General features: G+C 69.5%; 10 protein-coding genes. All 10 read left to right on the top strand.

The window, feature by feature from the left end:
• Positions 1–21: 21 nt before the first annotated feature.
• The 10 genes from INQ48_05060 to INQ48_05015 all read left to right on the top strand — a co-directional run bounded on the left by INQ48_05060 (position 22) and on the right by INQ48_05015 (position 11,674).
• Positions 22–1,212 carry an acetyl-CoA C-acyltransferase gene (locus INQ48_05060; protein QRF58623.1) on the top strand — a complete coding sequence of 397 codons (1,191 nt, stop codon included), beginning with the start codon at positions 22–24 and terminating at the stop codon, positions 1,210–1,212.
• Between the two features lie 10 nt (positions 1,213–1,222).
• Complete coding sequence (locus INQ48_05055; GenBank protein ID QRF58622.1) at positions 1,223–2,431, top strand: acyl-CoA dehydrogenase family protein; 1,209 nt, start codon at positions 1,223–1,225, stop codon at positions 2,429–2,431.
• Positions 2,432–2,442: 11 nt separating this feature from the next.
• Positions 2,443–3,585 carry an acyl-CoA dehydrogenase family protein gene (locus INQ48_05050; protein QRF58621.1) on the top strand — a complete coding sequence of 381 codons (1,143 nt, stop codon included), beginning with the start codon at positions 2,443–2,445 and terminating at the stop codon, positions 3,583–3,585.
• Entirely contained in the window at positions 3,582–4,391 is an 810-nt protein-coding gene (locus INQ48_05045; protein QRF58620.1) for an enoyl-CoA hydratase/isomerase family protein, read from the top strand. Before INQ48_05050 ends, INQ48_05045 begins: the two co-directional genes overlap by 4 nt.
• Positions 4,392–4,608: 217 nt before the next feature.
• The gene (locus INQ48_05040) at positions 4,609–5,817 is read left to right on the top strand and encodes a CoA transferase (protein QRF58619.1); all 1,209 of its coding nucleotides are present in this window, start codon (positions 4,609–4,611) and stop codon (positions 5,815–5,817) included.
• A gap of 32 nt (positions 5,818–5,849) precedes the next feature.
• Complete coding sequence (locus INQ48_05035; protein ID QRF58618.1) at positions 5,850–6,848, top strand: tripartite tricarboxylate transporter substrate binding protein; 999 nt, start codon at positions 5,850–5,852, stop codon at positions 6,846–6,848.
• 50 nt (positions 6,849–6,898) lie between these two features.
• The gene (locus tag INQ48_05030; GenBank protein ID QRF58617.1) at positions 6,899–8,860 is read left to right on the top strand and encodes an acyl-CoA synthetase; all 1,962 of its coding nucleotides are present in this window, start codon (positions 6,899–6,901) and stop codon (positions 8,858–8,860) included.
• A 76-nt stretch (positions 8,861–8,936) separates the two neighbouring features.
• A complete protein-coding gene (locus INQ48_05025) occupies positions 8,937–9,947 on the top strand; it encodes a tripartite tricarboxylate transporter substrate binding protein (protein QRF58616.1) in 1,011 nt (336 codons plus the stop codon).
• Positions 9,948–9,977: 30 nt separating this feature from the next.
• Positions 9,978–10,727, top strand: coding sequence for an electron transfer flavoprotein subunit beta/FixA family protein (locus INQ48_05020; protein ID QRF58615.1), 750 nt, complete (start codon positions 9,978–9,980; stop codon positions 10,725–10,727).
• 14 nt (positions 10,728–10,741) lie between these two features.
• Positions 10,742–11,674, top strand: a complete 933-nt coding sequence (locus tag INQ48_05015; GenBank protein QRF58614.1) for an electron transfer flavoprotein subunit alpha/FixB family protein — start codon at positions 10,742–10,744, stop codon at positions 11,672–11,674.
• The last annotated feature ends 14 nt before the right edge of the window (positions 11,675–11,688 follow it).

The raw sequence follows: 11,688 nt of genomic DNA, 5'->3' as shown, positions 1-11,688 counted from the left end.
CAGCCTCCAGGAGACATTCCCATGCGTGAAGCCGTCATCGTTTCCACCGCCCGCACCCCGCTCACCAAGGCGCACCGCGGCGAATTCAACATCACCCCCGGCCCCACGCTGGCGGCCTTCGCGGTCAAGGCCGCGGTCGAGCGCTCGGGCCTCGACCCGGCGCTGATCGAGGACGCCATCCTCGGCTGCGGCTATCCCGAGGGCACCACGGGCCGCAACATCGCGCGCCAGGCCATCGTGCGCGCGGGCCTGCCGATCTCGATCGCCGGCACCACCGTCAACCGCTTCTGCGCCTCGGGCCTGCAGGCGATCGCGATGGCCGCGGGCCGCATCGTGGTGGACGGCGCGCCGGCCATGATCGCGGGCGGCGTGGAAAGCATCTCGCAGATCCGCAGCCGCAGCGCCACCGACAGCGGCGACAACGGCATGGACCCCTGGATCGTCGAGCACAAGCCCGCGCTCTACATGGCCATGATCGAGACCGCCGACATCGTGGCCCAGCGCTACAACATCAGCCGCGAGGCGCAGGACCGCTTCTCGGCCGAGAGCCAGCGCCGCACCGAGGAAGCGCAGCTCGCCGGCCGCTACAAGGACGAGATCGTCGCCTGCACCACCACCATGGCGGTGACCGACAAGGAGACCAAGGAGGTCACGCACCGCGAGGTCACGGCCACCGAGGACAACTGCAACCGCCGCGGCACCACCTACGAGGCGCTGGCCAAGCTCAAGCCCGTGATGGGCGACGACAAGTTCATCACCGCGGGCAATGCCTCGCAGCTCTCCGATGGCGCCTCGGCCTGCGTGCTGATGGAAGCCAAGGACGCCGAACGCGCCAACATCAAACCCCTGGGCGCCTTCCGCGGGCTCGCGGTCGCGGGCTGCGAGCCCGACGAGATGGGCATCGGCCCGGTGTTCGCCGTGCCCAAGCTGCTCGCGCGCCACGGCCTCAAGGTCGAGGACATCGACCTGTGGGAACTCAACGAAGCCTTCGCCTCGCAGTCGATCTACTGCCAGGACCGGCTGGGCATTCCCTCGGAACGCCTCAACGTCAACGGCGGCGCGATCTCGATCGGCCATCCCTTCGGCATGACCGGCGCGCGCCTCGCGGGCCATGTGCTGATCGAAGGCAAGCGCCGCGGCGCGAAGTACGCCGTGGTCACGATGTGCATCGCCGGCGGCATGGGCGCCGCCGGCCTGTTCGAAATTTATTGAGGAGCGCGCGATGGACCTGAACTTCACCCCCGAAGAAGAAGCCTTCCGCGGCGAGGTGCGCGCCTTCCTGGCCGACAAGCTGCCCGCGCGGCTGTCGGACAAGGTGCGCGGCGGCAAGATCCTCGAGAAGGCCGACATGGAGGAATGGCATGCCATCCTCGATGCGCGCGGCTGGCTCGCCAACCACTGGCCCGAGCAATACGGCGGCCCGGGCTGGACGGCGGTGGAGAAGTTCATCTTCGAGAACGAATGCGCCCTGGCCTTCGCGCCGCGCATCGTGCCCTTCGGCGTGAACATGCTCGGGCCGGTGCTGATCAAGTACGGCAACGAGACGCAGAAGCGTCACTGGCTGCCGCGCATCCTCAACGGCGCCGACTGGTGGTGCCAGGGCTATTCGGAACCCGGCGCGGGCTCCGACCTCGCGGCCGTGAAGACCTCGGCCGTGCGCGGCATCGACGCCCAGGGCGACCACTACATCGTGAACGGCCAGAAGACCTGGACCACGCTGGGCCAGCACGCCAACATGATCTTCTGCCTGGTGCGCACCAACCGCGAGGCGAAGAAGCAGGAAGGCATCAGCTTCCTGCTGATCGACATGAAGTCGCCGGGCGTCGAAGTGCGCCCGATCATCACGCTCGACGGCGAGCACGAGGTCAACGAGGTGTTCTTCGCCGACGTGCGCGTGCCGGCCGAGAACCTCGTGGGCGAGGAGAACAAGGGCTGGACCTGCGCCAAATACCTGCTGACCTACGAGCGCACCAACATCGCGGGCGTGGGCTTCTCGGTGGCCGCGCTCGAGCAGCTCAAGGGCATCGCCGCCACGCAGACGAAGAACGGCAAGCCGCTGTCGGAAGACCCGGCCTTCGCGGCGCGCATGGCGCGCGTGGAGATCGACCTCGAGAACATGAAGACCACCAACCTGCGCGTGATCGCGGCGGTGGCCGGCGGCGGGGTGCCGGGCGCCGAGAGCTCGATGCTCAAGATCCGCGGCACCGAGATTCGCCAGGAGATCTCGTCGCTGGCGCGCCGCGCGATGGGCGTGCATGGCCGCCCCTTCATCGCCGAGGCGCTGAAGGACGGCTTCACCGGCGAGACCTTCGGCCCGGCCTACGCCTCGGCCGCCGCCTCGCGCTACTTCAACAACCGCAAGCTGTCGATCTTCGGCGGCTCGAACGAGATCCAGAAGAACATCATCAGCAAGATGATCCTGGGCCTGTAAGGAGAGATGCAATGAACTTCGAACACAGCGAAGACCGGCGCATGCTCGCCGACAGCCTGAACCGCTTCATCAGCGAGCAGTACGCCTTCGATGCGCGCGACCGCATCGCGAAGTCGGCGCACGGCTTCAGCAAGGAGATCTTCCAGCAGTTCGCCGAGCTCGGCGTGATCGGCGCGCTGTTCAGCGAGGCCGATGGCGGCTTCGGCGGCGGCGGCTTCGACATCGCCGTGGTCTTCGAGGCCCTGGGCCGCGGCCTCGTGGTCGAGCCGCTGCTGGGCGCGGTGATGGTCGGCGAGGCGCTCGGCGCGGCCGGCACGGATGCGCAGAAGGAGAAGCTGGTCGACATCATCAACGGCGTGACCGTCGCGGCCTTCGCGCACGACGAGGCCGACACGCATTACGAACGCACGCGTGTGCAGACCAAGGCCGAGCGCAGCGGCGACGGCTGGGTGCTCAACGGCGCCAAGGCGGTGGTGCCGCAAGGCGAGCAGGCCGACCTGTTCCTGGTCTCGGCCCGCACCTCGGGCAACGTGGACGACGAAGCCGGCATCTCGCTGTTCCTCGTGCCCGCCAAGACGGCAGGCCTCACGGTGCGCGGCTGCCCGTCGATCGACGGCGGCCGTGTCGCCGAACTCTCGTTCGACGGCCTGAAGCTGAGCGCCGACGCACTGCTGGGCGCCGAGGGCCAGGGCGCCGCGACGCTCGAGCGTGCCATCGGCCGCGGCGTGCTCGCGCTGTGCGCCGAGGCCGTGGGCGCGATGGAAGCGGCCAAGACCGCCACGCTCGACTACCTGCGCACGCGCAAGCAGTTCGGCACGCTGATCGGCAGCTTCCAGGCGCTGCAGCACCGCATGGCCGACCTGCTGCTCGAGATCGAACAGGCGCGCTCGGCCGTCATCAATGCCGCGGCCGCCATCGACGGCGGCGACCGCCTCGCGCGCGAGCGCGCGCTGTCGGCCGCCAAGTTCAGCATCGGCCGCATCGGCGCGCTGGTGGCGGAGGAAAGCATCCAGATGCACGGCGGCATCGGCATGACCTGGGAGCTGCCGCTGCCCCACTACGCCAAGCGCCTCGTGATGATCGACCACCAGCTCGGCGACGAGGACCATCACCTGCAGCGCTACATCTCGCTCGGCAAGGAGGTGGCGGCATGAGCAGCGACAAGACCGTGCTGATCTCGCAGGAGGGTGCCGTGCGCATCCTCACCAACAGCAACCCCGGCGCGCGCAACGCGATCACGCCCACGCTGTATGCCGAGCTCGCGGCCGCGCTGGCCGATGCGCAGGACGACCCCGAGGTCGGCGCCATCGTCTTCACCGGCGCCGGCGATTTCTTCTGCTCGGGCGGCGACCTCAACCTGCTGGCCAAGCGCCGCGAGCTGCCCGCCTCGGAACGCCGCGAGAAGCTCGAGGGCCTGCACAACCTGATCCGCGCGCTGCGCGACTGCGGCAAGCCCGTGATCGCGGCCGTCGAGGGCGGGGCCGCGGGCGCGGGCCTGTCGATGGCGCTGGCCTGCGACATGCTCGTGTCGGCGCGCGATGCCTTCTACACCGTGGCCTACGTCAAGGTCGGCCTCACGCCCGATGGCGGCGCCACCGCCTTCCTGTCCGAGTTCGTCTCGCGCCAGCTGCTGACCGAGCTGTGCCTGACCGGCGACCGCCTGCCGGCCGAGCGCCTGCATGCGCTGGGCGCGGTCAACCGCCTGACCGACAAGGGCGCGGCACTGGCCGAGGCGATCGCGCTCGCGGCCAAGGTCGCGAACGGCCCGCAGCGCGCGAGCGCGCGCATCAAGTCGCTGTGCCGCCAGGCGCACCGCGCCACGCTCGAGGAACAACTCGAGGCCGAGGCCGTCTACATGGTGGAGTCGCAGGCCGATGCCGAGGCCGCCGAAGGCATCGGAGCCTTCCTCGGCAAGCGCAAGGCCGACTTCGCCGCGCTGCGGCGGCAGGACAAGTCCTGAAGGATCGAAGCCTCGCGCGGCGCTTCGACAAGCTCAGCGTGAACGGCTCCGGGTCCAACCGCGTAACCGAGTCAAACCCCAAACCGTTCGGGCTGAGCCTGTCGAAGCCTTGCACAGCGCTTCGACAAGCTCAGCGTGAACGGATCTGGATCTACCTGAATCTGTCTAGGTCCCCTTCCCCGGAACCCATCCGGTGCCACGTCTTCCTGGAGCCACCATGCCCTCGCTGAATTCCTCGCTGCCGCTCGCCGGCGTGCGCGTCCTCGACCTCTCCCGCATCCTCGCCGGCCCCTGGTGCGGCATGGTGCTGGCCGACATGGGCGCCGAGGTCATCAAGGTCGAGCACCCGGGCCGCGGCGACGACACGCGCGACTGGGGCCTGCGCGTCGGCAAGACCGAGACCGCCTACTTCAACAGCGTCAATCGCAACAAGCGCTCGGTCACGCTCGACCTGCAGACGCCCGAGGGCCAGCAGCTCGCGCGCGATCTCGCGAAGCAGTGCGACGTGCTGATCCAGAACTTCAAGTTCGGCGGCATCGACAAGCTGGGCCTGGGCTACGAGCAGCTGAGCCAGGAACACCCTGGCCTCATCTACTGCTCGATCTCGGGCTACGACCGCACCGGCCCCGAGGCCGCGCGCCCCGGCTACGACCTCGTGGTGCAGGGCGAGGCCGGCCTGATGGCGCTCAACGGCGAGGCCAGCCAGCCGCCGCTGAAGTTCGGCGTGGCGGCCGTCGACCTGTTCACCGGCATGTACTCGGCGCAGGCCATCCTCGCCGCGCTCTACCAGCGCGAGAAGACCGGCCGCGGCCGGCACGTGGAGATGGCCCTCTTCGACTGCGGCCTGATGATCACCGCCTACTACGGCCTCGAGGCGCTGCTGCTGGGCGAGGACCCGCCGCGCTACGGCAACTCGCATCCCTCGATCGTGCCCTACGGCGTGTTCGATGCGGCCGACGGCCCGCTGGTCATCACCGTGGGCAACAACGCGCAGTTCGCGCGCTTCTGCTCCGAGGTGATCGAGCGGCCCGACCTCGCGGCCGACGAGCGCTTCAAGACCAACATCCTGCGCTCGGCCAACCGCGCGGTGCTGTTGCCGCAACTGCATGCCGAACTCGCGAAGCGCCCGCGCGCCGCGCTGCTCGACAAACTGAGCGCCGCCGGCATCCCCTGCGGCGAGGTGCTGGGCCTGCTCGAGGCGCTGCAATCGAAGCGCGCCACCGACGCCGGCCTGGTCACGCGCCAGCCGCATCCGGTCGCGGGCACGGTCGACGTGCTCGCTCCCCCCTACCGTTTCGATGGCGAGCGCCTGCCGGTGCGCAGCGCGCCGCCCACCCTGGGCGAAGGCACGCACGACGTGCTCCAGTCCTTGCTCGGCCTGTCGGATGAAAAGCTGGCAGCGCTGAAAAGCAGCGGCGTCGTCTGACGGCGCCTCCTTGTTCCCCTGAAGCAGAAGTCATGGCCTCCCTCTCTCTCCGTACCCTCCGCAGTCCTCTTCGCCGTGCACTCCTCGCGCTCGCCCTTCCCCTCGCCGCCGGTGCCGCCTTCGCGCAGGCCTGGCCGGCCAAGCCGATCACGCTGATCGTGCCCTTCCCGCCCGGCGGCCCCACCGACGTGGCCTCACGCATCGTGGCGCAGAAGATGTCGGCCGCGCTCGGCCAGAACATCGTGATCGACAACCGCAGCGGCGCCTCGGGCACCGTGGGCGCGGCCGCCGCCGCGCGCGCGCCGGCCGACGGCTACACCTTCGTGATGCTGGCCACGCCCACGCTGCTGGCCTCGCACCTCTACGGCCCGACCGGCTACGACATCTTCAAGAACTTCACGCCCGTGGGCAGCGTCTACGACCTGCCGATCGTGCTGGTGGTCAATCCCAAGGCGCTGCCCGAGGTGACCGGCCTGCAGGGCCTGATCGCCAAGGCCAAGGCCGAGAACGGCAAGCTCAACTACACGACCGCGGGTGCCGGCAGCTTCGGCCACCTGACGACCGAGCAGCTCAAGAACATCGGCAAGTTCGAGATGCAGCACGTGCCCTACCGCGGCAGCGCGCCGGCCGTGACCGACCTGATCGGCGGCCAGGTGCCCGCGATGTTCTCGGACCTGGTGGCCGTGATCCCGCACATCCGCGCGGGCAAGCTGCGCGCCATCGCGGTCGGCTCGGGCCAGCGCGTGAGCCTCTTGCCCGACGTGAAGACGGTGGCCGAGCAGGGCTTCCCGGGCTTCGACGCCACCTCGTGGGGCGGCCTGCTGGCACCGGCCGGCACGCCCAAGGACGTGGTCGAGCGCATGAGCGCCGAACTCAAGAAGGCGCTGGCCGACAAGGAAGTGCAGGAGAAGCTGCAGGGCGTGGGCTCGTTCGCCGCCTACCGCACCGCCGACCAGACCGCCGAGCGCATGCGCCAGGACTTCGAGCGCTGGGGCAAGGTCATCCGCGACAACCACATCACGAACCAGTAAAACAGCCGGGCCGACACGGCGACGATTTCAAGGGAACAAGGAGACAGGCCATGACCGACAGGAACGTACGGCACGACAACGACTACGCGACGCCCGTGGGCGCGCCGTTCCGGCCCGCGCGCCCCGTGCGCAGCCTCGCCGACATCCACGCGCTCGAGCAGACCCCGCTGGCGCAGGCGCTCACGGTGCGCAGCACCTACGAGATCTTCCGCAACGCGGGCCATGCCTTCGGCGACAAGACGGCGCTGACCTTCCTGCGCACCGGCAACCCGGACGATGCGCCGATCCGCTGGTCGTATGCCGAGCTGCTCGCGCGCATCCACCAGACCGCGAACCTGCTGCATGGCCTGGGCGTGGGCCCGAACGACGCGGTGGCGGTGCTGCTGCCGGGCTGCCTCGAATACCACCTCGCGCTCTGGGGCGGCGAGGCGGCCGGCATCGTGCAGCCGCTCAATCCGCTGCTCACCGACGAGAAGCTGGTCGCGCTGATGACCGCGGCCCGCGCCAAGGTGCTGATCGCCTACGGCTCGGACGCCGAGTCGGGCATGTGGTCGAAGGCGCTGCGGCTGCGCGGCCAGGTGCCGGGCCTGACCACCCTGCTGCGCGTGGCGCCGCACGACGAGGCACCGGGCGCGGCCGGCGCGCTGCCCGAGGGCGTGGCCGACTTCGAAGCGCTGCGCACCGCGCAACCCGATGACCGCCTCGTGAGCGGCCGCGACATCGCCTCGAGCGACATCGCCGCCTACTTTCACACCGGCGGCACCACCGGCGCGCCCAAGCTCGCGCGCCACAGCCATGGCGCGCAGGTGTTCACCGCCTGGGCCAGCGTGCAGGTCGCGGGCATGAACGAGCACGGCATCTCGATCAACGGCTATCCGCTGTTCCACGTCGCGGGCGTGCTGCCGGCCTCGCTGGCCTCGCTCTCGGCCGGCGTGGAGGTGGTGATTCCCACGCCCTCGCTGCTGCGCAACAAGCAGGTGCTGGCCAACTACTGGAAGCTGGTCGCGAAGTACCGCCCGACCTCGCTGTCGGCCGTGCCCACGGTGCTGGCCGCGCTGGCCAACGTGCCGCTCGACGGCGCCGACATCTCCTCGATCACCTACTGCCGCACCGGCGCGGCCGTGCTCTCGCCCGAACTCGCCGCGCGCTTCGAGCGCCTGTTCGGCCTGCACGTGCACGAGAGCCTGGGCATGACCGAGATGGCCGGCATCTCGACCATCACGCCGCCCGGCGTCGACGGCCCCGCGGGCTGCGTCGGCTTTCGGCTGCCCTACATGCAGATGCGCGTGGTGGCGCTCGACGAGCACGGCAACGCGAGCGATCGCGAAGTGGCGCGCGGCGAGACCGGCATGGTGCTGTTCAAGTCGCCCAACGTGTTCTCGGGCTTCGTCGATCCGGCCGACAACGCCAAGGCCTTCACGGGCGACGGCTGGCTCGCGACCGGCGACCTGGGCTGGATCGACAGCGAGGAGCGGCTCAACCTCACGGGCCGCTCGAAGGACCTGATCATCCGAAGCGGCCACAACATCGATCCCAAGGTGATCGAGGACGCACTGAGCGCCCACCCGGCGGTGCAGGTCTGCGCCGCGGTCGGCGCGCCCGATGCCTACGCGGGCGAACTGCCCGTGGTGTTCGCGACGCTGGTGCCCGGCGGCGCCGCCACCGAAGACGAGCTGCTGGCCTTCACCGCCGCGCGCGTCGACGAGGCTCCCGCCAAGCCCAAGTGGGTGGCGCTGGTCGATGCGCTGCCGATGACCAACGTCGGCAAGATCTACAAGCCCGAGCTGCGCGCCATGGCCGCGAGCCGCGTGGTGGCCGCCACCGTGGCCGAGCTGTGTGCCGAACTCCGCCTGCCCGAGGCCGCGCGCCCGAGCGTGACGCACGAGGGCGAGAGCCTGGTGCGCGTGACGATCGACCCCGCCGCCGCCGGCGCGCAGGCCGCGGCGCTCGCCGAGCGGCTGCGCAAGGCGCTCGAGCCGCTGCCTTTCAAGACCCGCGTGGCGACGGCCTGAAGCCGCCGCACGGCGGGCCGCAGCGCACGGCCCGCCGCCTTTCGTTTCTCCGACCCCAAGAACCATCAGGGACACCATGACCATCACCCGACACCCGACCCGTCGCGCGCTGCTGCGCGCCACCACCGCAGGCGCCGCCGCGCTGCTCGCGCTGGCTCATGCGCCGGCCCAGGCCCAGGCGCCTTATCCGAACAAGCCGATCCGCATGGTCGTGCCCTTCCAGGCCGGCGGCGCCACCGACGTGCTCGCGCGCGTGCTGGGCCAGAAGATGGCGGCCGGCCTCGGCCAGCCCGTGGTGATCGACAACAAGCCCGGCGCGGCCGGCATCATCGGCACCGACATGGTCGCCAAGGCAGCGCCCGATGGCTACACCATCGTCTTCTCGCTGAGCAATTCGCTCCTGACCAACGAGTTCCTCTACGAGAAGCTGCCCTACGACACGCAGCGCGACCTCACGCTGGTCTACCAGGTGGCGATGGGGCCGCTGGTGCTGGTGGTGCATCCCAGCGTGCCGGCCAAGACCGCGCCCGAACTGCTGAAGTACGTGGCCGCGAACAAGGGCAAGGTCGCCTATGGCTCGTACGGCGTGGGCGCCTACCCGCACCTGGCGGGCGCGCACATGAGCCTCACGCAGCAGGCCGACATGAACCACGTCGCCTACAAGGGCGAGGCGCCGATGATGCAGGACCTGATCGGCGGCCAGATCCAGATGGCCTATGCGAGCGCGCTGGTCGCCAAGCCGCACATCGACGCGGGCAAGGTGCGGGCCATCGGCGTGAGCGGCGAACGCCGCATGGCCGCGCTGCCCACCGTGCCGACGATGGCCGAGCAGGGCTTGAAGGACGAGGCCTACCGCGTGACCGGCTGGCTTGCCTTCGCCGTGCCCGCCAAGACGCCCAAGCCCATCGTGGACCGCATCGCCGAGGAAGTGCGCAAGGCCTCGCAGCAGCCCGACGTGCGCGAGCGCATCGCGGCCATGGGCTTCGAGCTCAAGGACAGCTCGCCCGAACACTTCGCCGCCGCCTGGAAGGCCGAGCGGCCGATCTGGGAGCGCCTCATCAAGCAGTCGGGCGCGAAGCTCGAGTGAACCCCCTCCGTTTTCATTGAAGGACCAGCCATGAAGATTCTCGTGCCCGTCAAACGGGTCCTCGACTACAACGTGAAGGTGCGCGTCAAGAGCGACGGCACGGGCGTGGACATCGCCAACGTCAAGATGAGCATGAACCCCTTCGACGAGATCGCCGTCGAAGAGGCCGTGCGGTTGAAGGAGAAGGGCGTGGTGACCGAGGTCATCGCCGTCTCGTGCGGCGATGCCAAGTCGCAGGAAACCCTGCGCACCGCGATGGCCATCGGTGCCGACCGCGGCATCCTGGTCGAGACCTCGGAAGAGCTGCAGCCGCTGGCCGTCGCCAAGCTGCTCAAGGCGCTGGTCGACAAGGAACAGCCGCAGCTGATCATCCTCGGCAAGCAGGCCATCGACGACGATGCCAACCAGACCGGCCAGATGCTGGCCGCGCTGGCCGACCTGCCTCAAGCCACCTTCGCCTCGAAGGTCGAAGTCGCCGGCGACAAGGCCAACGTGACGCGTGAAGTCGACGGCGGCCTCGAGACCGTCTCGCTCACGCTGCCGGCCGTCATCACGACCGACCTGCGCCTCAACGAGCCGCGCTACGTCACGCTGCCCAACATCATGAAGGCCAAGAAGAAGCAGCTCGACACCTTCAAGCCCGAGGACCTCGGCGTGGACGTCAAGCCGCGCCTGAAGACCCTGAAGGTCTCGGAACCGCCGAAGCGCGGTGCCGGCATCAAGGTGCCCGATGTGGCGACCCTGGTGGACAAGCTGAAGAACGAAGCCAAAGTGATCTGAGGAAGACAACGAACATGACCGCACTCGTCATTGCCGAACACGACCACGCCAGCATCAAGCCGGCCACCCTCAACACCGTGACCGCCGCGCTCGCCTGCGGTGGCGACGTCCACGTGCTCGTGGCCGTTGCCAACGCGGCCGAAGCCGCCAAGGCCGCCGCCCAGATCGCCGGTGTCACCAAGGTCATCGCCGCCGACAGCCCAAGCCTCGCCGAGAACCTGGCCGAGAACGTCGCGGCGCAAGTCCTCGCGATCGCCAGCAACTACACCCACATCCTGTTCCCCTCGACCGCCAACGGCAAGAACGTCGCGCCGCGCGTGGCCGCCAAGCTCGACGTCGCGCAGATCAGCGACATCACCAAGGTCGACAGCCCCGACACCTTCGAGCGCCCGATCTACGCCGGCAACGCCATTGCCACCGTGCAGAGCAGCGATGCGACCAAGGTCATCACCGTTCGCACCACCGGCTTCGACGCCGCGGCCGCCACCGGTGGCAGCGCAACGGTCGAGACCGCCGAAGGCGTGGCCGACAGCGGCAAGAGCAGCTTCGTGGGCCGCGAGGTCACGAAGAGCGAGCGCCCCGAACTGACGGCCGCCAAGATCATCGTCTCGGGTGGCCGTGCCCTGGGCAGCGCCGAGAAGTTCACCGAAGTGATGGCCCCGCTGGCCGACAAGCTCAACGCGGGCCTGGGTGCCAGCCGCGCGGCCGTCGACGCGGGCTATGCGCCGAACGACTGGCAAGTGGGCCAGACCGGCAAGATCGTCGCGCCGCAGCTGTACATCGCCGCGGGCATCTCGGGTGCCATCCAGCATCTGGCCGGCATGAAGGACTCCAAGGTGATCGTGGCGATCAACAAGGACGAGGAAGCGCCGATCTTCTCGGTGGCCGACTACGGCCTCGTGGCCGACCTGTTCACGGCCGTGCCCGAGCTGGTGAAGACGCTGTAAGAGGAAGCGCCCGC

This window comes from Variovorax paradoxus (assembly GCA_016806145.1).
Taxonomy (GTDB): Bacteria; Pseudomonadota; Gammaproteobacteria; order Burkholderiales; family Burkholderiaceae_C; genus Variovorax.
This window is presented reverse-complemented; position numbering and strand designations above follow the sequence as displayed.

What these genes read in the sequence shown, in the direction of transcription:
- INQ48_05060 (QRF58623.1), top strand. Translation starts at nt 22, where the DNA reads ATGCGTGAAGCCGTCATCGTTTCCACCGCCCGCACCCCGCTCACCAAG.
- INQ48_05055 (QRF58622.1), top strand. Translation starts at nt 1,223, where the DNA reads ATGGACCTGAACTTCACCCCCGAAGAAGAAGCCTTCCGCGGCGAGGTG.
- INQ48_05050 (QRF58621.1), top strand. Translation starts at nt 2,443, where the DNA reads ATGAACTTCGAACACAGCGAAGACCGGCGCATGCTCGCCGACAGCCTG.
- INQ48_05045 (QRF58620.1), top strand. Translation starts at nt 3,582, where the DNA reads ATGAGCAGCGACAAGACCGTGCTGATCTCGCAGGAGGGTGCCGTGCGC.
- INQ48_05040 (QRF58619.1), top strand. Translation starts at nt 4,609, where the DNA reads ATGCCCTCGCTGAATTCCTCGCTGCCGCTCGCCGGCGTGCGCGTCCTC.
- INQ48_05035 (QRF58618.1), top strand. Translation starts at nt 5,850, where the DNA reads ATGGCCTCCCTCTCTCTCCGTACCCTCCGCAGTCCTCTTCGCCGTGCA.
- INQ48_05030 (QRF58617.1), top strand. Translation starts at nt 6,899, where the DNA reads ATGACCGACAGGAACGTACGGCACGACAACGACTACGCGACGCCCGTG.
- INQ48_05025 (QRF58616.1), top strand. Translation starts at nt 8,937, where the DNA reads ATGACCATCACCCGACACCCGACCCGTCGCGCGCTGCTGCGCGCCACC.
- INQ48_05020 (QRF58615.1), top strand. Translation starts at nt 9,978, where the DNA reads ATGAAGATTCTCGTGCCCGTCAAACGGGTCCTCGACTACAACGTGAAG.
- INQ48_05015 (QRF58614.1), top strand. Translation starts at nt 10,742, where the DNA reads ATGACCGCACTCGTCATTGCCGAACACGACCACGCCAGCATCAAGCCG.